General features: G+C 38.7%; 20 protein-coding genes and 1 CRISPR repeat array. Of the genes, 2 read left to right on the top strand and 18 right to left on the bottom strand.

What is annotated here, in order from left to right; all coding sequences use genetic code 11:
• Positions 1-2: 2 nt before the first annotated feature.
• The 10 genes from rnc to ACIRUQ_RS04265 form a co-directional block, all read right to left on the bottom strand.
• The gene (gene rnc, locus ACIRUQ_RS04310; RefSeq protein WP_055288886.1) at positions 3-695 is read right to left on the bottom strand and encodes a ribonuclease III; all 693 of its coding nucleotides are present in this window, start codon (positions 693-695) and stop codon (positions 3-5) included.
• 82 nt (positions 696-777) lie between these two features.
• Positions 778-1,005: an acyl carrier protein gene (acpP, locus tag ACIRUQ_RS04305; RefSeq protein WP_021739726.1), complete on the bottom strand. Its 228-nt coding sequence runs from the start codon at positions 1,003-1,005 to the stop codon at positions 778-780.
• A 21-nt stretch (positions 1,006-1,026) separates the two neighbouring features.
• A complete protein-coding gene (gene plsX, locus ACIRUQ_RS04300) occupies positions 1,027-2,037 on the bottom strand; it encodes a phosphate acyltransferase PlsX (protein ID WP_055288888.1) in 1,011 nt (336 codons plus the stop codon).
• Positions 2,038-2,219: 182 nt separating this feature from the next.
• Positions 2,220-3,074, bottom strand: coding sequence for a patatin family protein (locus ACIRUQ_RS04295; RefSeq protein ID WP_055288889.1), 855 nt, complete (start codon positions 3,072-3,074; stop codon positions 2,220-2,222).
• Between the two features lie 125 nt (positions 3,075-3,199).
• Positions 3,200-4,375: an ATP-binding protein gene (locus ACIRUQ_RS04290; RefSeq protein WP_055288891.1), complete on the bottom strand. Its 1,176-nt coding sequence runs from the start codon at positions 4,373-4,375 to the stop codon at positions 3,200-3,202.
• A 523-nt stretch (positions 4,376-4,898) separates the two neighbouring features.
• Entirely contained in the window at positions 4,899-5,411 is a 513-nt protein-coding gene (locus tag ACIRUQ_RS04285) for a hypothetical protein (protein WP_022036442.1), read from the bottom strand.
• 107 nt (positions 5,412-5,518) lie between these two features.
• Positions 5,519-5,827 carry a helix-turn-helix transcriptional regulator gene (locus tag ACIRUQ_RS04280; RefSeq protein ID WP_022036443.1) on the bottom strand — a complete coding sequence of 103 codons (309 nt, stop codon included), beginning with the start codon at positions 5,825-5,827 and terminating at the stop codon, positions 5,519-5,521.
• 345 nt (positions 5,828-6,172) lie between these two features.
• Positions 6,173-6,763 carry a DUF1294 domain-containing protein gene (locus ACIRUQ_RS04275; RefSeq protein ID WP_021737696.1) on the bottom strand — a complete coding sequence of 197 codons (591 nt, stop codon included), beginning with the start codon at positions 6,761-6,763 and terminating at the stop codon, positions 6,173-6,175.
• A gap of 152 nt (positions 6,764-6,915) precedes the next feature.
• Entirely contained in the window at positions 6,916-7,191 is a 276-nt protein-coding gene (locus tag ACIRUQ_RS04270; RefSeq protein WP_021737695.1) for a sigma-70 region 4 domain-containing protein, read from the bottom strand.
• 176 nt (positions 7,192-7,367) lie between these two features.
• Entirely contained in the window at positions 7,368-7,805 is a 438-nt protein-coding gene (locus ACIRUQ_RS04265; protein WP_070103930.1) for a DUF6431 domain-containing protein, read from the bottom strand.
• A gap of 256 nt (positions 7,806-8,061) precedes the next feature.
• Between ACIRUQ_RS04265 and ACIRUQ_RS04260 the strand changes: the two genes are divergently transcribed.
• A complete protein-coding gene (locus ACIRUQ_RS04260; RefSeq protein WP_242831171.1) occupies positions 8,062-8,169 on the top strand; it encodes an ATP-binding protein in 108 nt (35 codons plus the stop codon).
• A gap of 224 nt (positions 8,170-8,393) precedes the next feature.
• On the opposite strand, the gene ACIRUQ_RS04255 is transcribed toward ACIRUQ_RS04260, so the two are convergent.
• The 7 genes from ACIRUQ_RS04255 to ACIRUQ_RS04225 form a co-directional block, all read right to left on the bottom strand.
• Positions 8,394-10,163 carry a hypothetical protein gene (locus ACIRUQ_RS04255; RefSeq protein WP_055288899.1) on the bottom strand — a complete coding sequence of 590 codons (1,770 nt, stop codon included), beginning with the start codon at positions 10,161-10,163 and terminating at the stop codon, positions 8,394-8,396.
• A 106-nt stretch (positions 10,164-10,269) separates the two neighbouring features.
• Positions 10,270-11,290: direct repeats of the CRISPR family, unit length 36 nt; unit sequence GTTTTACACCATTACAAACTTACAAGGTTCTCAAAC.
• 53 nt (positions 11,291-11,343) lie between these two features.
• Positions 11,344-12,015: a type II-A CRISPR-associated protein Csn2 gene (gene csn2, locus ACIRUQ_RS04250; protein ID WP_021737689.1), complete on the bottom strand. Its 672-nt coding sequence runs from the start codon at positions 12,013-12,015 to the stop codon at positions 11,344-11,346.
• Complete coding sequence (gene cas2 / locus ACIRUQ_RS04245; RefSeq protein ID WP_404856548.1) at positions 12,012-12,302, bottom strand: CRISPR-associated endonuclease Cas2; 291 nt, start codon at positions 12,300-12,302, stop codon at positions 12,012-12,014. Before cas2 ends, csn2 begins: the two co-directional genes overlap by 4 nt.
• Before the next feature lie 26 nt (positions 12,303-12,328).
• Positions 12,329-13,195 carry a type II CRISPR-associated endonuclease Cas1 gene (cas1, locus tag ACIRUQ_RS04240; protein ID WP_055288903.1) on the bottom strand — a complete coding sequence of 289 codons (867 nt, stop codon included), beginning with the start codon at positions 13,193-13,195 and terminating at the stop codon, positions 12,329-12,331.
• A 1-nt stretch (position 13,196) separates the two neighbouring features.
• Entirely contained in the window at positions 13,197-17,324 is a 4,128-nt protein-coding gene (cas9, locus tag ACIRUQ_RS04235; protein WP_055288905.1) for a type II CRISPR RNA-guided endonuclease Cas9, read from the bottom strand.
• A 318-nt stretch (positions 17,325-17,642) separates the two neighbouring features.
• Positions 17,643-17,822: a 50S ribosomal protein L32 gene (gene rpmF, locus ACIRUQ_RS04230; protein WP_021737685.1), complete on the bottom strand. Its 180-nt coding sequence runs from the start codon at positions 17,820-17,822 to the stop codon at positions 17,643-17,645.
• 281 nt (positions 17,823-18,103) lie between these two features.
• Positions 18,104-19,294: an acetate/propionate family kinase gene (locus tag ACIRUQ_RS04225; protein WP_021737684.1), complete on the bottom strand. Its 1,191-nt coding sequence runs from the start codon at positions 19,292-19,294 to the stop codon at positions 18,104-18,106.
• Positions 19,295-19,612: 318 nt separating this feature from the next.
• Between ACIRUQ_RS04225 and ACIRUQ_RS04220 the strand changes: the two genes are divergently transcribed.
• Positions 19,613-20,917, top strand: coding sequence for a nucleotidyltransferase family protein (locus ACIRUQ_RS04220; protein ID WP_055288907.1), 1,305 nt, complete (start codon positions 19,613-19,615; stop codon positions 20,915-20,917).
• A 1-nt stretch (position 20,918) separates the two neighbouring features.
• On the opposite strand, the gene ACIRUQ_RS04215 is transcribed toward ACIRUQ_RS04220, so the two are convergent.
• Positions 20,919-21,146, bottom strand: coding sequence for a hypothetical protein (locus ACIRUQ_RS04215; RefSeq protein WP_021737682.1), 228 nt, complete (start codon positions 21,144-21,146; stop codon positions 20,919-20,921).
• Between the last annotated feature and the right edge of the window lie 117 nt (positions 21,147-21,263).

Raw genomic sequence — 21,263 nt, 5'->3', positions numbered from 1 at the left:
TTTTACTTGTCCTTCTTTCTCAGTTCCAGAATGGCCTGATAAGCAGCTTCCTGTTCTGCTGCCTTCTTGGTATGTCCCTCACCGCAGCCATAACTCTTATTGCCGATACGGGCTTCTACTTTATAATTCTTATTGTGATCCGGACCAGATTCTTCTACCAGCACATACTCCAGCTTTCCGCTATGCTCATCTCCCTGCACGATCTCCTGCAGGATAGTCTTGCTATCATAAAAGAGCTGCATATGCTCCACATTATTCAGCACAAAACGATGAATAAACTCTTTTGCATTAGCAAAACCACCATCCAGATAAATGGCTCCGATAATTGCCTCAAATGCATCTGACAAAATAGATTTTCTCTTTCGACCACCGGTCTGATCCTCACCTTTTCCAAGAAAAAGATAATTACCCAGATTCAGTGCTCTGGTACAAAATGCCAGTGTCTGTTCACATACAATACTTGCACGCACACGGGTCAGTTCCCCCTCCGGCACATCCGTATGCTCATGATATAAAAAATCACTGGTTACGATTTCCAGCACCGCATCTCCCAAAAACTCCAGACGCTCATTATCGGATAATTTTTTCATCCGATGTTCATTGGCATAAGAACTGTGAGTCAGTGCCTGGCGCAGCAGACCTTCCTGCTGAAACTGATAACCGATTTTTTTCTGAAACTCTTTGAGCTGTTCCATATCATTCCTCCTGTAAAACAAAGAGCTGTTGCAGAGACAAATACTCACTGCAACAGCATCCATTTTCCTGTTATACTGATTCTTACAATGCTTTTTTAATCTGTTCTACCGCATCGCCAACAGTTGTGATTTTTTCTGCTTCTTCTGTCGGAATCTCGATCTCAAACTCTTCCTCGATTGCCATAATAATCTGGAAAATATCCAAGGAATCTGCTCCAAGATCATCTACAAAAGTAGTCTCTTCTGTAATACCATCAGCATCAATGCTTAATACTTCACTGATGATACTTTTAATTTTATCAAACTCCATGACGCAAATCCTCCCTCCCTGTTATTTTTCTACAATAATATGCTCTTTGATTTTACCATTAATATCCTGCTGCTTGAATGTCACGCACTGAAGAATAGAATTCTTCACATCAATTGCTTTCGCACTGCCATGTGTCTTGACCACCAGACCATTCAGCCCAAGCAGAGGAGCTCCACCATACTGGGAGGCATCAAAGGACTTCAATGTCTGTTTTAATGCAGGTTTAATCAAAAGTGCTCCAATTTTAGACCGGAGAGATGACATCAGTCCTTCTTTTACTTTGGAAAGTAATGTCGCAGCCACACCTTCATACAGTTTCAGTACGATGTTTCCCGCAAATGCCTCACAGACAATCACATCGGCACCGCCATGTGGAATCTCCCGTGCTTCAATACTTCCGATAAAATTGATACCAGGACATTCTTTCAGCAATGGAAACGTCTCCTTTACCAGCTGATTGCCCTTTTCCTCTTCTGCTCCGATATTCAGGATCGCCACTCTCGGATTCTTGATTCCGACAATGTTCTCCATATAAATAGATCCAATCTGGGCAAATTGCACCAGATGTGACGGACGTGCATCCACATTCGCTCCACAGTCGATCAGAAGTGAAACTCCCTTTTCCGTCGGAACTAAAGGTGCCAACGGCGGACGTTCAATGCCTTTAATTCTGCCAACCAACACCTGACCGCCAACTAAAGTAGCTCCGGTACTTCCGGCTGTCACAATGGCATCTGCTTCCTGATGCTTAATCATATTCATTCCGATCACCAGAGATGACTGTTTCTTCTTACGAATCGCATTTACCGGCGGTTCTGCCATCTCAATAACTTCCTCGGCATGTACAACTTCAATTTTTTCCTTATCATAAGTATATTTTGCAAGTTCAGCATTGACAGCATCCTGTCTGCCTACCAGAAATACTTTGATATCTTTCTCTGCCTGAACAGCTTGTACCGCACCTTTTACGATTTCTCCCGGTGCGTTGTCACCACCCATGGCATCCACTGCTACGCGGACTGTTTCGCTCATACTTTTTCCTCCGTCTCCTTGTCCATCCACTAAAAAATATACACTATGTCTATCTATAAATCAACCGGTTTTTCTTATCCCGATGTAAAACTTTTTACCGTTTTTTCAGTAAATATTATATTGCAAGAAAGTGTACGATCACATATTCTCCCATATAACATCATCCATAGCACAACTTCCTATCAAATAAGAAATTTTTTGAATCGATCCTCAGCATCATGAAAGTCCTTCATCCCAAGATCATATAATTGCTGTTCTACTTCCCGATCCATCGTATAGGTACTCATTTTCGGTGGATTGCTCGGTGCAAAAATAAATGCTTTGCCTTCTTTTTCCAGATCAAACAGCTGCTGCTGGCATTTACTATACATAATATGACGGTTATCCAGTGCTTTCACTGTATTTGGAAACTTACGGCACATTCTGCTGTATAAGAAACGCATACCTTCCGGTTTCTTTATAAATCCTCTTGGCTTTGATAAAATCGCAACGATCTTATCACAGCCATCATCCAGCGCACGCTGCACCGGGATCGCATCTGTCACGCCGCCGTCATAATATAGTTTTCCGTCAATCTCAATTGGTTTGCATGCTGCCGGCAGCGCACAGGAAGCCATAATACAGCGGTAATCATCCTGTTTCATCTTGCTCTTTGGAAAATATACCGGTGTTCCTGTCGCAGCATCCGTTGCCACGATCCAGTATTCCGTAGGATTCGCACTCAATGCAGGAAAATCAATCGGATCCACACCGGTAGAATTCGTCATATCACCGTAAATATGCTGCAAACCAAACAAATTCCCGGTTTTGATAAAACTCTTTATACCAAAATATCCCGGATCCTTGATCCAATCTGTATAGTAGCGAAGATTACGCTCACGCTGCCCTGCCAAAAAAGATGCCACATTTGCGGACCCTGCTGACACACCGATGGCATAATCAAATGTTATATTTTTATCCAGAAAGGCATCCAGAATACCTGCACTATATGCACACTTCATTCCGCCGCCTTCTACAATTAATCCTGTTTTGCTCATATGTTCTGTCACCTTTTCATTCTCTCATGCTTTATAAAATATCAATCATTTAATGTCTATCCTATTTTATCAGAGATGAAACAGATGTCAATGAACGATTTGCCGGAATTGTTGCTGAACATCCCCTATTCACATTGCTGATATTCACTTAATCGCTGAATAAATCCGGAAAATTCCGGAACCGTAAAATCAAGTTCCTTGTAACGTACCGGATAAATAATCCCTTTGCTGATCAGCTGTGCCCTCGCTGTGGAAATCGATGTGACTGATTTTCCCATGATTTTTGCCACATTCGAAATCGTACAGGGAAGTTCCCCACATTGTACCATTGCGAAAATAAATTTCTTATCTGAAGCAGAACACCGCTCATAACGCACCTTGAAAAATCCATTGTCAAGTACAGACCAAAATTCTTCAATATTTTGTTCAACATCCGTCACATCAATTGATTTGCTATCTGTATTCTGATAAACAATCTGACAAAGCTGCTGAATAAAAAACGGATATCCCTTTGTAATTTCCACAATTCGGTCAATCGCCTCATCCGTATAATGCACATCAAATTTTCCAGCCGGAACCCGGATCGCCGCCTCAGACTGCTCTTTGCTCAAAGAACCGATTTCTTTATATAGAAACAAGCGTTCTGAATAGGATTTTTTCTCTGAAAGCATCGCATATATTTTCGGTAATCCGGCTCCCACGATCATAATCGGATAGCCCAGCTGGTTCGTCCGATGAAGTGCCGCTATCAGTGCACCAAGTTCTGCAGACTTCATATACTGGATCTCATCAATAAAAAAGCAGATCGGTATCTCTGACTGATAGGCCGCCTCTCCCAGAGTCGTAAATACATCTGTCAGACTCTGCGTAAGGTTCGAACTTTTATACAGCTCTCTTTCCTGAACAGCTAAGGAAAAGGTACTGTCATTTGGATCAAAAGAAATCACCAGAGATTTAATTGCCTCCAACGGTTTCTGAATCAGATGTTTAAACTTTTCCTTTGCACTGATTTTTCGTAAAAATGCCTGTGAACAGCTTGCAATCTGCGAAATAAAGTCATTCCGTTCCTCCACTTCGATATGCTTGCAGAAAATATTTTTTTCTTCCGCTTTCTTCTGTAAGCTATTGATTAGAACCGTTTTCCCCACCCCACGCAAACCGCTGAAAATCACGGACTGCACAGGGATATTATAAGTCATCGCCATAAACAGACTGTCTATATTTTCAAGATCATCGTCACGACCGGCAAGATAAATTGGCATTAATCCAGCGCCTGGTCTGTATGGATTTATTTTGAACATTATAAATGCACCTCCTAGCCGTATTATTTCATTGTAATACGTCTGCGTCAATACTTTTTCGTAATTATACGCCGTTTATCGCGAAATAATTCAGATAAAATCATATAAACTTATCGTTTTAAACCCCATCACCTGCTTATTGTCGCTGTCTGCCCCACAATCATTCATAAATACAAAAATCGACGGTATATCCATTTCCGATACACAGTCGATCTTTCATATTTTTCTGTATTTTCCAATTTTTGTCAAAATATTGTGTATGTAACCGAACCTCCACACAAGCAGTTTCCTGCAGGTTTTTTACAAGATTTACAAGATTTTCTTGATTATATTTTTCCCATTCAACAAACTGAACTTTGAACCATAACTTTAAGAAATAACTCATAACAAATAAATCAATATCAATAAACAATAACCCATCTTTTTTTCCGCGCTATGTATGTTCAATCTTGTACGGATAACTTTGATATTTTATCACTCTAACTATCTTACAGATTCATCAGAAGTGCAGGGAAATCTTTCTTTAAAAATCTACTTCAAACTCTACTGTCTGATTATATTTATCAAGCGACATCTGCATTAACAAAATCATATCAGATACACGCTCGTATTCCTGTTTGATCAGTGCCAGATCATAGTTGATATAACGATATTCTGCTATCGAATTTCTGACCCGGTAAGAATTATCAAGCCGCTCCTTCGGAAGTTGCTTACGCATCATATCGAGTATATTTTTACGTTTGTTCAACTGCGCCATCTTGACCAAAATTGTATCAATGCTCATTTTCTCATCGCCAACCGGTACTTTTGCCATAGCATTATTCAGATTGATGGCATGCTTGAGCACCGCTATCTTAGCATCAATATCTTCAATGATCTGTGCCACTTCCAAATAATCATATTCCGGGATCACCGGCTCTTCATTAATTGCTGCGATGTAAGTACATGAAGTTGCTTCTTTATTTACCCAAAATGCCTTATCCTCTTCCAGACTCTTTAATTTTTTATTCGCATAGGCTGATGTCATCTTCTGCATAACAAATCCCCCTTCTCATTATCATTTTACTTCTGCTGTATTTACTATAACACTTTGTCGTTTATATTTCACTAAACTGCCGGTTTACAAAGGAAAGTATTATTATACTATTGAGGAATATTTTTTTCGAAAAACGGTTGATTTTTATAAAAAATAAGGTAACAGCTCCATAAACGAACAATATCCCCGTCAATGACGAGGATATCTTCTATACTGGTATGCAATAATCTGCTCAAAATAATAAAATTGTCGATGCTTGGCAAGGATCTTCCAGACAGCCATTTGTACACCGCCTGCGGATTCTCGAATCCCATAGCTCCCTGAATATCTTTGACCGTATAACCATTCTGCTTCAGCAAACTCTTGATTCGATTGCCTGTTTCTTTTTGCTGAATTGATACATACATTGGTTGCATTTTTTGTACCTCCGTAATCTTCTCCATCCCGAAACACGTTGTCTTATTACTTTAGCACTTTTCCATCAAAAAATCCAGCTTTTTATCAGTGCAAATGCGCTGAATAAATCAATTATATATGGGATCCATTCAAGTCGAACACACGTGAGACTTGGTGCGCGATTCTGGTCAGCGTAAGCTGACATATTCTTCTCAGAATCACTGCACATCCTCGCGGAGCGTTTATCTCAGTCGGAGATTGTACTCCCACTGAGAAAGACTTGTTATTACTCACCACTTGCAGAAGTGGGAGTCTTCTCGACTGAGATAAAACACGCCGATGAAAATATCCTATCCCCCCCTACTCTACCACCCCGCATTCATTACATAAAACAAAACAACAACCTGCATCACAATTATCAGCGGCATTCCAACCGTAAAGTAGTCCTTTTGTGTCTTGTGTCGGAACAGATACATAGAAATGAGTCCGCCCACAGATCCGCCGGCAAATGATAATCCAAGCAGTGTCACGATTTTGATTCTGGAACGATTTGCTCTGGCATTGACCTTATCAATCGCAAATACGATAAATGTCACAAGATTCATGATCCCAAGATATATCAGCAATATCCGGTGTTCTGCAAAGAACTTCCAGAATGCAAATGTAAAATGCTCTGCATGATGTCCTTTGAAAATCAACAGCATAATCACCTGAATAATGAAAATGCATATAATAAACACCCGAGACATCATATTTTCTTTTTCCGCTTTCCTGTCAAAAAGTAAAATCATAAGCAGCATACCCGCCGAACCGCCAAGTAAAGATACCATCGTCACGATCACATCTATCCGCCCGTTTGCGGTATGTCTATACAAAAGCAGATTTATCAGATAGGCCAATGCACCTATTGCATTTACCACCAACAAATAATATTCCAATTTTCCAAATTCTATCATTTTTTCTCTGTTGCCTTTCCGGGAAAGAGTTTTACACCATTACAAACTTACAAGGTTCTCAAACAATGCCAATCGTGAAGTGGTCCTATGTCAAGATTTAGTACAAGTTAAAATGAGGTTTGCCATAATGAGATCCTCCTTCAGTGCGGTAACTACATAGTACCATAAAATTTGTAATTAGGGATTCTCATTTTGACTTTGTTCTCATTTCGACCTCCTGATCCAGCTACAGATCCATACGCCTTCAGGGCAATACCATAGTTAGTGATGCCTGCTGGTAATGGATAGTTCAGATCTTCGCACTTCTTGAATGCTCTCAAGAAGTCATTAACGCCAGACTTGCTGAAACCAATCTGACGAGCTATTTCGCTACCGGACATTGATAGCACGTAGTGTTTGATAATGATGTCCTTGTAATCCAACTGCATACATTATCCTCATCCCTGAGATGGCTACTATCATTATAAGGATTAGATTACACAGGTTGGTAGCAATTCGGCTGTTCAGAAACGGAATGCGACCGTTTTGCTCCGCAAATCCGGCCGTTTAGCTTCGCAATATGCAGTTTTCAATTTGCCCCTCAATAGATAGCCAGCGAGAAGGCTTATTTACTAACCCCCTCAATAATCTTGTTGAGCAGTAAGTCTGGAGTAAACAGGAGTTCCTCTCCCAGATTTAATATCTGATATCCAGCGGTTCGTAAATATCCTTCTATACGTTGCAGGTTTTCACGAAACCATTGAAGCCAGCGGAGCATGGTGTTGAAGGACAGATAATCCTCAGAGTCCAGGTCTTCCGGAAGGATAACTTCATCCAGAACATCAGCAATCACCTCTGCTTCGTAATGTTTATAGGGAACAAGACAGTTAGGAAGTTCATTGTAATAACTATGACAGTTCTGGCATCGGAACCTGCGGATCATCAGACGTTCCCTCGTTCCGCCCTCCTTTTTGCAGATGCGAGGACGGGAATCCCTGTAACGGAGCATTCCCTGACAGATAGGGCATATATGGGAGTTCTCACTGCTCTCAACAAAAAACACCGATATCCTCTTTGAGGACCAGTGTGTAATCTGATATAATAATCATGGTTTTTGACCATGGTCTCAGAGTACACGACTTGTCACGGTGGGTGCTCTGGGACCTTTTTCTTTCTGTAAACTAATGACAGTATACAGATCATTCCAGAGACAGGCAAGTAGATCAGTATTATGCTAATTTAAGGAGTCAACAACAACCAGAGATGGAAGAAAATCAACTGTAGTCATCTCACAATTTCCAGTCAGCACATGGTTCGATATGTTTGCCGATAACACCTACGCCGATGCATGTCTTACACGAATCACGGATAAGCACCATACGTATCGTCTGGAGATGAACGGTATAAATATGTGTGAAACAGAATGATGTAATCTAGCGGTACTTCGTACCGTTAAAAATGGAATAGCCGTTCCGCAGTAGCGGAACTGGCGTTCCGTTTAAGCGTAATTTGCACAGTGACCAGCAACACTCTTCGCAATGCACAGAAATGATGCAGAATGCACCATTTCTCGCCGTATGTCTCGGCATTTTCGTGCTTACAGCCCGAAAACACCTCGCGGAATAGTGACGTGTAAACAGTAACCAGAAATCTAACTTAGTGAATACAATGTGATGGCAAGAAAATCTTTCAGCATAGACTCATTTTCAGCAACACCATTTTTTCCTATCGTTTTGTTTTCGCCAGTATTTTCAGATTCTTCAAGTGAAACTGTTTCATCTTCCGATTGCTGTTTCTCCTTTTTTTCTTTCAAAATAGGTGGCTCTGCCGTTAAATTCTCATCATTTTCAATAGATTCCTTCGTTTCAAACAAAATTGGCTCTTTTGTTGCGATATCATACACAGAATTCTCAAATAATGTAGTATAACCAATATTTCTCAATTCGAGCGTAAACTCGCTTAATAACCAATTAGCTACAGTCTCTGCCTGTTCCAACGTATTTCCCGTAACAATTAATACATCTCCTGGATTAACTTTATCATTTACAGTTTCTTTAAATTCTTGTAATTGTTCAACATTTTCCGTCACTATTCCAGCGAACCAGTTAGTAATATCACTATCCTTGCCAGGATATCCTTCAACAAAATAATCTGTTGCCATTACATTCATCCTAATCACAAATTCATAATCAGGAACCAACTTACGTTGTTTAATGCTACTGTCAAAAGAAAGAAGACGCACAATTGACGAATTTGCAGTATCTTCAATTGGTTCACCATCATCTTGTGAAGATACTTTTTCTTTTATATTCTGATTAATAAAAGAAAGAGAATCTTTTGCTACAAAAGCACGTTCTCCACGTGGAGACAAAGTGAAAAACTCACCCATTTTATCAACTACATATCTTTTCAAATAACCAAACTGGTACAATTTTTCAGTAGAAAGTTTATAGCTTTCTGCTTTACCATTCTTCTTTTCTGTAATACTTTTTATTGAATACCCACAGCCCTTTAAAGCTTCAACCATACACTCAAGTTTTTCTTTTGGATACTGTTTTATGATATCATTTCTGAACTCTTTTACGCCAAATTTAGTTTCTGCCTTTGAACTCATTTGGACATGCAAAATAAAAGGCTTTTCCTTAACCAAGATTCCTTCATACTCTTTGCCAGCAACGTTATCAACCAGTTCAGGTTCTTCCATTTCAGATTCTTTCGATTCATTTTTTACCACATAATTGTTCTCATCCTTTTCTGTTTCGTCTACTGGTGATTCTGAAGTATCAAGCTCAACCGCCCCCTTCTCGGAACTATTGTTGGTAATTTCTACATTTAACACTTCATCATTTGGCTCTTTTATGGACAATGTGCCAAACTGAATACCCATAGCAATTTCTTCTTCAAAGCATGATGCCAATCTATACATTAAAGAAAACTTTTTCTTAGCATCTATTTCCCAGAATGCCTCTTGTAACCAAATATATGGTTTTCCTAACGACTGTAAATCATCACGTTCCATTGCATCAATGTTTAAGTTATTTAAAGTATTTTTTCTATTCTGCAAAATATTCTCTGTTTTTTCATCATCAGAGTGCAAAGACAAAAAGAATTTAATTCCATTTACATACCTATCATTTTCTTCGAAAACCTTCTTAGCTTCTTCCAATTCATTTTCGAGAACCACATATTTTGTATTGGGCTCACGACTATTAAGAGCTTCATATTTTGAAACAAACTCCGTCTGTTTTTCATTTATCTTCTCTAAATATGTCCTTATTTTCTCTCCCAAGCTAGTAGGAATAAATTCTTCAACATCTAAAATCTCTTTTAGACTAGAAATGCTTCTATTAAGATCCACTGTAATGGATCTCATATCCTTTAATAATTCTTGAAGCTCTAAAACCGTTTCTGATTTAGACAAATTTCTCAACTCCTTCTTTTGTGTAATTAATAAACTTTTTTTGGTAAATGCTTCTTACTTGTTGGTATTCTCAAACTGGCTTACTTTGGGATCTGACGAATATGCCGTTTTACACCATTACAAACTTACAAGGTTCTCAAACTTTTTTATCTGCTGAGATAATTTGTAGTTTGTTTTACACCATTACAAACTTACAAGGTTCTCAAACGACTGAATGGACGCAGAAGGGAAGGTTGTTGTTTTACACCATTACAAACTTACAAGGTTCTCAAACGCTAACGGAAATGAAATTTACGGTTATCAGTTTTACACCATTACAAACTTACAAGGTTCTCAAACAATTGCGTTTGTTTAATCTTGAAAGCAAATGTTTTACACCATTACAAACTTACAAGGTTCTCAAACTGCGTCGTTCTGGATTAATTCTGAAACGCAGTTTTACACCATTACAAACTTACAAGGTTCTCAAACTAGAATTACGATAGCCGGACTTTATGAATAGTTTTACACCATTACAAACTTACAAGGTTCTCAAACATCCAAGATCCAGATTGTTTGCGCTTGTTAGTTTTACACCATTACAAACTTACAAGGTTCTCAAACGAGTATACGTTGGCAAAGAAATCATAACTGTTTTACACCATTACAAACTTACAAGGTTCTCAAACGGATTTTAGGAGGTGTAGGAAACGTGAAAAGTTTTACACCATTACAAACTTACAAGGTTCTCAAACACTGTAATTGCCAAATGGTTTGGAATTGCAGTTTTACACCATTACAAACTTACAAGGTTCTCAAACTGGCGTGATGTTGATAGCTGGGCTATCGAGTTTTACACCATTACAAACTTACAAGGTTCTCAAACCGACTGTAAAACTTTTGAACCGTAGAATTTGTTTTACACCATTACAAACTTACAAGGTTCTCAAACACCGGAAAAAGCATACTCTTCCTTGAGTTGTTTTACACCATTACAAACTTACAAGGTTCTCAAACTTTGAGGACACACAGCATGGTAAAGATCAGTTTTACACCATTACAAACTTACAAGGTTCTCAAACATACAAACTGGATTTCCTGATCTTTGTATTGTTTTACACCATTACAAACTTACAAGGTTCTCAAACCTCAAATGAGATCATCACCGAACCGAACATATCGGTCAATATGCGTAAGCCACCTAGTAATGTATAAAACACATGTCTTCATCTATTAATTGATTTTTTTCACATTCTAAATTTTTCCCTTGATGTGCCTCAACTAATAATAAATTTATTTTATAATAAAATGTTGCTTTGTACAATTCTTTTATCTGCATTTCTGACAAATAATTTTTCACATTTATAAATACCAGCAAGCGAACTCCACACAATGATTTCAGTACTTTGACATACTCCAAGAGCCGTTCAAACATATCAATTTCTTCTGTATCCAACTGAACCCCATATATTTTATAAAGATCAAGTACATCTAACTCCAGTCGAAATTGAATCGGATATGGCATTTTTAAATTTAAATCATCCAAATAATGAACAACTTTAGCATTCAATTCACATATTTCTGCATACTGCTCTTCCATCGAAACAGTTTTCAATTTCTGAAACAACTTACCCAGTATTTTCTTATTGTTAATATCTACAGAGAACGGATTCCAAACAATTTCTGCTACTTTATTCAGAGATAATATTTTTTCACCTTCTGATAAGATAATATCTCCTTCTGATCCCTGACTTTGATTATACAAATTTTGCAAAAAAGCAGAAAAATACTCTCTGTTTTCTATTGTTATCACCTGAACTTCATTTTCACGAAACTCCAGGGTCAATTCCCGTTCTCCATAGATAAATTTCATAACACTACCAGCCTTTCATCACTGTCCAGCACATCCGATTTTGATTCACCCACAATATATTCCATTCTGGAATACTGCTTTTCTGTAATTTTCAATACCTGTACCAGACCATCATCCGGCCTGTTTTTTCGCACATTCGCAATAATAGCATCTGCCACTGTTGTATTCTGTGCAATTTTACAGTAAACAGATTCCTGCAACATCAAGAAGCCGCTTTTTATCAAATGCTTCCGAAATAAGCGGTAATTTTTTCTTTCTGACTCCGTGCCAACAGGCAAATCAAACATCACAAGTATTCTCATATATCGATAACTCATTTTCTATAAAACCTGATCAATGACACATCCGCATCTTCCAATGCATCAAATACACTTTTACAATATATTTTTATCGCGTTACTGATAAATTCACATCGTTCATTGATCATCACTTCCTGATTCATCAAATTGACCAGTTCCATTTTTTGCGTGTGTTCAAACTCCACAAGTGTCATATGCGCTACCAGGCGATCCACAAGTGGTCGGAACGGCTCCATCAAATCAGATGCAAGATTAAACTGATTAAACATATTATCATGAAACAAACCTAACTGTGTCAGATATCCATTTAGAACAATCTCACGATTAAAAGCGGAAAGTAAAATGCTATACCCATAGTTCAATGCTGCATTAATAAGTAAATCATCCGTTCTGGTAAATGATTTTCCGAACAGCGCATTAAAATATACTTTTGCAGCATGTCCCTCTCTGTTTGTTGCATCACCATATTCAATTTCGCCCAAATATTCCTGTAACAGAATTGCCTCATTTTTTCCAAGTTCCTGAAGCAGACATTTTTGTTGGCGTATCTTTTCAAAGACAATTTCTGTCCACACTGCTCCTTTGATATCATCAGACCACGCAGTCTGACGCTTGATTTTCAAACTACAATCATGTGAACCATAATAGGGCATCATTTCGGCAGATGGATTTCTCTTTTCATCGCAAAATATCACTTTCACTTTTTTCTTCACCAGTTCCGACAGTAACGCCGCCGTCAATGATACAGCTGTTGATTCAATCAGTAACGTGCGGATTTCGCCCAGATGGATTTTTGTTGTAGTATCTTTTCGCACCACCAGATATCCCATTTGATAATCTAATTTTGCACTTGAAGATACCACAACCGTTCTCCAGCTCATATTATATTGTCAGCAGATCAATTTCTCTGCTGAATACACCTGTAACAGATTGGTCTATTAATTTTAATTCCTGGGCATTCATTATTTTCTTGTTTAGATATGTTACTCCTGACTTGTTGCTACCATCAACAGATGTAAGATCTACCCCTATACCGCTTTGGAAATTCAAAAATATCTGCATCAATACTTTGCATTGTTCTTCCAATGATATTTCAGCAAACTTTTCTCTTTTTTCTATAATTGTATCGCCTATAGCACCAACTTTTTTCTTAAAAATAGACTGCTGATATTTTTCTATAATAAGTTCATACACAAATTCGTTCTGCTGTTTAGAAAGAACCTGTTTCCCATTCTTATCTTTTTCTTCGAAATTTCCAGTAGAGCATGCCTTTTCTATTTTTTTAATATATAACATTGTATCCATCGGCAGGCATAATTGCACGGCACTTATTAAAACTATCCGATTACCGGTTTTTCCAGCCAGATAATAATAGAATCCATTATATTTTATCAGTGAACCACTAGGAATCATTTTTTTCCTTATTATCACATCTGATACTACTTTTTCCTTATTTTCCTGCTGCAATATATTGGAAAAATATTCCACCATCTGCTCTTCCGTCAGATTTTTTGATCCACCCAGATAAATTGGCAAAGCTTCCAGACTTCGAACCGTTTTCCCGCCAGCTTTATATTCTAGTAAAGTATATCCTGCAACTGCAATTGTGGTTACTCCACCATACTTCGTTACATCTGCCAGCCTTGGATCATTCATTTTAACCGGAATATACGCATCTGTATTACCACTTTCTGCTTTTTTTGCACTCCATATCGTAGCCTTTTGTGTGATACCACCGTGTTTTTCGTATACCATTTTTGTAATCAATGGCGAATTCTTATTTAAATATTTTTTTACAAGTTGAATGGTTCCTGGGTTTTCATTTGACTGTGCAACCCATGCTGTTTCACCATTTCGCGTCACATCCCACTCGAAAGTTTTATCCATATTATAGCGATTTTCTCTGCTGTTCGGATTTTTCTTTGCTTCTTTAATAAAATTTAACGGATTGCTTGTAAATTTTACACGGTACGTATTTCCAGCTACGATATTCAGATAAGCATCATGCGCATGATGATAATCATTTACGCAACGCACTTTATAACAATCAAATTTCTGCCGGAACGCAGATACTACACTTGCCTTTGAAAATACAATCTCTGAATCTGCAAACGCCTGTTTAAAAATCTGTGTAATTGCTTTTGTACCCTGGCTGGTTTCTACAAGCTGACGACTGATAAAAGCAGCTTTTTCCTCATCTGTAAACGCAGACATTCTGGTTAAGCGATTATATTTTTCCTCCGTTAAGAATCCTTTTTTACGCAGACTCTTCCAGAATGGCATCATTTTGTTGCGAATCTCCGGTTCGATCGGGAAACTGTCACTCTTATGTGCATTCCTCTCTTTTTTCACCAATACCAGATTGTTACTGATATTATCATCTTTTATAAAATGCCTTGGGTAAATATGATCAATATCATACAGATGATTATCATTCATCAACGGTTCCAGTTCGATCGATTCACCCGTATACATACATTTTCCCATCTGCAAATAATACAGATATAACTTTTTGATTCTGAACTGGCCCTCGGGAGTGTTATTTAGTTCTTCACTCCAGATTTTTCCTTCTTTACCCAGTGCCTTATACAAATCTACAAGTTTCTTCTGTCTGGATACGGTACGCTTTCCTTTCTCGCCATCGGAACGTGTCATTTCTACAAATATACGTTTCGGCGGGCAGCCCATGATCTGCTGAACTTCATCCACAACCCGGATGGTCTGCCAAACCATGCGTTTCACCGGTGCTGACAGATACATTTCATCCAAATCTTCGATTTTCCACTCACACAACGGCTTTTCTGCGGTGGTCACCATCTCATTCAATTTGTCTTTGTATGTAAATCGCTCACTCAAAAGTTCCATCAGATTGCAGTTTGTATCCCACATTGCCTGAATAAGACCTTTGATTTCTCCATTGTCTTTTGAGGCACCTTCCATAGTCAGGAACGCTTTTGATAATCTTCCCCAGCCGGAAAATTTGAATCCGAAAATTCTCTTCTTTTGTGCTTCTGTCAGTTGATTTCCATATACTTCTTCCACTTTTTCTTTCAGAAGTTTTTTACCATCACCAAATACAGTTCCCCAGAATATAATATCTTCTATCATTTTTCGATGCTCATCAGTGTGTACTGTATCACCAAACACTCCTTTAAATTTTCCGACGGAAGATAATGAGTTATGGAAACCACCATCGATACCGGAAATACAGCTATCTTTTTCCTCACTGGAAATAACACCATTTTGAAGCAGATAATTGGTCAATCTTGTCATTGACACTTTCTTTCCATCTCCAAACAGGTCATGATAAATCTCCTGTTTTAAAGAAACCGGGATTTTTTCGCCCCTGATACGAAGATTATTCAGTTCATTTAAAACCTGAAATTTTTCATATAACAGCGACTGCTTTGGCAACGCCTGCTCCCCTGACAAATATGTGCAACGTCTGACCATTCGTCCAATAAATTTTTCTGCACTCTTTTTCACATCTATTTTTTCTTCAAAATTCCATGGATAAATTTTTCCAGGTTCCTTTCTTTCTGCCCAGACATTATATCCTTTTTTATCTTTATACTCCTGTCCCAACGGTCCCACGTAATACGGAATTTGAAACATGAATAATTTCAATATTTTTTCAGATACACTCAGCCCCGTATCATCTTTTTCCTGCAAAAATGGCAAATAAAGCTCTGCATGCTTTAAAATTGCCAGCATTTCTCTGGCATGTACCTGATTTGGGATAACACCGTTGGAAGCGGTCAGTTGTTTCGGCAGAAAACTCTCTGTTTCTATTTCCTCCAAAACATATGTAACACCTTCATCATCCTGCGGAAATTTTCCCAACACTTTTTTAATATGTTTATACAGATCTTCCTGCTTTCCCCCACTTAATCCACGCCGAAATGTTCCATGATATTTAACACTGCCAACGTATGCACTGTAATTTTCTGACTTTTCACTTTCATTTCGAAACATTTCGAAATATTCTTTTGTATCATATTTTTTCAATATGTCTTTTAAAATTTGCAAATCTTTCTTATGTTTTTCATAAGATGCCACTCGTGCAACAGACAGATATCGTTCGCCATTCATAATTCCAGACAAAACACCGCTATCATGCACTGCTTTTACAGCATAGATCATATTCATCTCAGATTCATCCAGTAACTCCTGAATCGTATTTTCCTTATCCTCATAATCAGAATCCTGAAAAGAAAATGCTATTTTTTTCTGTTCTTCATCATATTCCTTATCCGGGAACAGCTCTGACAATTTTCCTTTCAGACCACAGATCAGATTAACAAACTGGATTTCTCTTTTCTGTTTTTTACTGAGGTTCATTTCCGCAAGCAAATTTTCCACTTTTTTCTTTCTGGAATCGCTGCTTCTAAAGATTTCCTGCAATCGCTCCCCGGACACCTGTTCCGGAAAATCAAGTTCTTCATCTTTTAAGGTATCCACAAACATCTGATAGGATTCGGCTATATTACTGTTCTCTCCTTCAATTTGAAGGGAGCTATTCAGAAAATGACCTCTATGTTTAAACATATTTAACAGTGCCAGATATACCAGACGCACATCATGTGGTTCTTCTGATTCCAGCAATTCTTTTCTCAAATGAAATATTGTCGGATATTTTTTATAATATTCCGCATCAGAAAACAGTTTATCCGCAAATAAGCCGTACTTCTGCTTATTGTTTTCACTGCGATCTTCCATATGAAATTTACTTTCATCTAATCGAACAAAAAAACCAGGATCCACTTTTTCAATTTCATCCGCAAACAATTCCTTTAAAGCGCCAATTCTTGCCACTTCGCGCTGTCTGCGACGTCTGTTGACCCGATATGTTCTTCGGTCCACTGAAGTCTCTGCTGCCGGGAACAGGCGCACTCCCCACAAATCTTTTCCTTTTGCTCTTAATATATGATATGAAGAATCAGTCACTGCCCAACCCAGAGAATCAGTTCCCATATCCAATCCCAGATAGTATGTAAATTTTGTTTCCATTTTTACCTCCTGCCATTCTTGACAGACAATCCCTCCTGTGCTATTCTAATCGTACAAACTTACAAGGTGAGTGCAAATAAGGAATTATTCCGACATCGATTGCCCGCATTGTGCGGCATCCAAAAGACTTCGTCATACGAGGTCTTTTTTATTTCCCCCATCATCGTTTTATATTGTCTGTTCTTTTAAATGAATAATATAATTTGATTTTACACTATTCCTCCCGCATATACAATTGTATTTTTATACTTTACAAAAAGGCAAAAAAAGGAGCTGAGATTTCTCTCAACTCCTTCATTTCATTACATATTCTGCTAATTAGTCAACTGCGATGATCTCTTTTTTATTGTAAGAACCGCAAGCTTTGCATACTCTGTGCGGAACCATGAGTTCGCCACATTTGCTGCATTTTACTAAAGTCGGAGCAGACATTTTCCAGTTTGCTCTTCTTCTATCTCTTCTACCTTTGGAAGATTTATTTTTTGGACAAATAGACATTTCGTTACACCTCCAATTTATCTGAATCTAAGTGAATTGTTCTGAATCACACTCAGTAGATTATACACAGAACAGCACTTCCTGTCAACAGATTTTTTGTATTTTGTGTAATAAAGTTTCAGTTCACACGTGCCATTCGCAAAACGCCCTTCGGGCTTCTCCGTAGCTGCGCTCCTATTTTTGCTCATAAAAAGGCGCTCCCTTCATCACTATGTATTCAGGTAATTCCTCATGCAAGCATGGTCATTACCAGAATTCATGTGATGAGTGAACTGGAGCAATTATTTTACTAATGCTACTGTCTCTCTTGCGATTGCAAGTTCTTCGTTTGTCGGAATTACGCAAACTGTAACTTTGGAATCCGGAGTAGAGATTACGATATCATCGCCTCTCTTGCTGTTTGCTTCCTCATCTACTGTAATTCCGAGGTATCCAAGGTATGCTAATACTTTAGAACGAACGATTGGCGCATTCTCACCGATTCCTGCTGTAAATGCGATCACATCTACACCATTCATTGCTGCTACATAAGAACCGATGTATTTTGCTACACGGTAGCTGAATACTTCGATAGCTGCTGTTGCGCGCTCGTTTCCAGCTTCCATACCTTCCTCAAGGTCACGGAAATCACTGGAAAGTCCGGAAATACCCTGTACACCTGATTTTTTGTTTAATACGTTCATAACGCCTGCGATATCAAGGTTCTCTTTTTTAGCGATAAACTCCATGATCGCCGGATCGATATCACCGGAGCGTGTTCCCATTACAAGACCTTCCAACGGTGTAAGACCCATAGATGTATCTACACATTTGCCGTTTAATACAGCACTGATGGAAGCACCGTTTCCAAGGTGAGCAACGATGATCTTGGAATCGTTAAGATCTTTGCCAAGGAACTCAGCAACATGTTTGGATACGAAGCTGTGACTTGTTCCGTGGAAACCGTATCTTCTTACTTTATATTTCTCATAGTACTCATATGGAAGTCCGTAGAGGTATGCTTTCTCCGGCATTGTCTGATGGAAAGCGGTATCAAATACACCAACCATCGGTACACCTGGCATCAGTTCCTGGCACGCATGGATACCGATTAAGTTTGCCGGATTGTGAAGTGGTGCAAGGTCATTACACTCTTCTACTGCTGCAAGCATCTCCGGTGTGATCACTGCAGAAGAAGCAAATTTCTCGCCACCGTGTACGATACGGTGTCCAACTGCATTTACTTCTGCAAGGCTTGCGATTGCACCTGTTTTCTCATTTACAAGAGCGTCAAGTACAAGCTGGATAGCTTCTTTATGTGTAGGCATCGGTGCCTCTGTAATCTCTTTGTCAAGACCTGCTTTCTGATATGTAAGTCTTCCGTCAATACCGATTCTCTCGCAAAGTCCTTTTGCAAGTACTGCCTCTGTGTCAGAGTTGATCAGCTGATATTTCAGTGATGAACTACCACAGTTGATTACTAATACGTTCATTATTTATGTTCTCCCTTCATTTTTCCTTTGACTTTTCGTAAAAATACCTGTCCTATCCATTATATCTCAATTTTTTTGTTTCGCAAGAGGTTACCAAATGGTTTTTTGTATGTTTTTCCTCTTGCATCTGTTTTCGTACACTGGTTTTTAGTCAAAAAGACAACTCTCCTCTGTTCCCTCGCAAATATGTTTGTTTTTCTGCATATTTCATGCTATGCTTTTTGTTATAATAAAATGTAGGCTGTACGTCTGCATTGTTACAACGGTCACTTTATCCGCATGACAAACAATCAGAAAGATTCAGGAGTATCAGATACAATGAATGTCACAGGAATTATCGCAGAATATAATCCGTTTCACAACGGACATGCATTTCATATAGAAGAAACAAGAAAAAATACGGACGCCGATTACTGTATTGCTGTTATAAGCGGCAGCTTCGTCCAACGTGGAGCCCCGGCTCTGGTAAATAAATATGACCGGACAAAAATGGCACTTGAACATGGCATTGATCTTGTCATTGAACTGCCTGTAATTGCTGCCACTTCCAGTGCGGAAACGTTTGCTCAGGGAGGTGTCTGCCTGTTGGATAGCCTCGGCGTAGTATCTCATATCAGTTTTGGTGCCGAAGCAAACACAACTTCAGATATCGATATGCTGGACAAACTGGCTGATTTTTTTGCATTTGAGCCACCCGCATTTCAGAAATATCTGGATCTGGAATTAAAATCCGGATGCAGTTTTCCAGCTGCCCGGGCAAAAGCAGCTGTTCTTTGTTTGCAGCAGATGGCTTTCGATTCGATGAATACAGACACAGTTGCTCAGCTTGTACAATTGCTTGCTTCTCCGAATAATATTCTTGCCATCGAATATATGAAAGCCATTCGTCGTCAGAACCTTAAATTGACACCATCTGTTGTTACACGAAATGGTGCAGGTTATCATGATACTGATACTGATACAGAACTTGCCAGTGCTTCTGCCCTGCGTAAGTTTATTTTTCAGGATAATTCCTGCCAGAAAGCTGATTCCAAAGTGCTGAATCAAATGCTGACGCGCACGGTTCCTGATTCCGTTCGTGAACTGCTGCTGACTGCACATAAAAACCATGCTTTTTTGCAGGAAGATGATTTTTCTGACCTGTTATATTATGAGCTTCGCCGCAAGTTTCTGCATTCGGCTTTCTCTGATTCCGATACCGAATGCAGCGATTTGGAAAAGCGTATTGCAAATAACTTAGAAACTTTCACCTGCTGGTCTGATTTTGTATCAGATTTAAAAACGAAAAACCAGACCTATACAGCCATCAGCCGTCATCTGCTACATGCCTTCCTCGGCATTGATGCAGAACTCCTGGCTGCTGCAAAGAACTGTCATTATGCACCATATGCCCGCATTCTAGGTTTTCGAAAGGATGCTTCGCCTTTATTAAAGGAATTGCAGGAGCACAGTCAGATTCCGTTGCTGCGCAAAATTGCAAAGGAACGTCAGTCACTGACACCGGAACAACAAAACCTTCTGGATCTGGATGTTTATGCCACCGATCTGTATAATCGTATTCTTTTTTCAAAAACCGGTATCCAACGAAAAAATGAATATCGTCAGCCTCTGATCATCTTATAATCTACTTTTCAAGCGGAACGCACGAGAGACTTGGTGCGTGATTCCGGTCAGCGTAAGCCGGTTGGATTGCAGAGATACACAGAATCACTGCAATCCAACATATCTTTTGCATTTTCAGCACTGTTCCGCGCATATTCCACGACGCCATTGGTTTGCCATCTTGCAGCAAATCTTGCACAATGTACAATTCCCCCTCCATTTTTGCATTATCCAGAATCATTTCCTTCATTTTTTACTCGTTATTTATTTAACATTATCATTATTTTATATTTTTTTGAATTATTTTATTTTTTCTCTTGCATTTTTCTTTCAATTTCCATATACTTTTAAACATGGTGTCAAACAT

The organism is Eubacterium ramulus, from assembly GCF_045002895.1.
In the GTDB taxonomy this organism is placed as follows: Bacteria; Bacillota; Clostridia; order Lachnospirales; family Lachnospiraceae; genus Eubacterium_I; species Eubacterium_I ramulus.
This window is presented reverse-complemented; position numbering and strand designations above follow the sequence as displayed.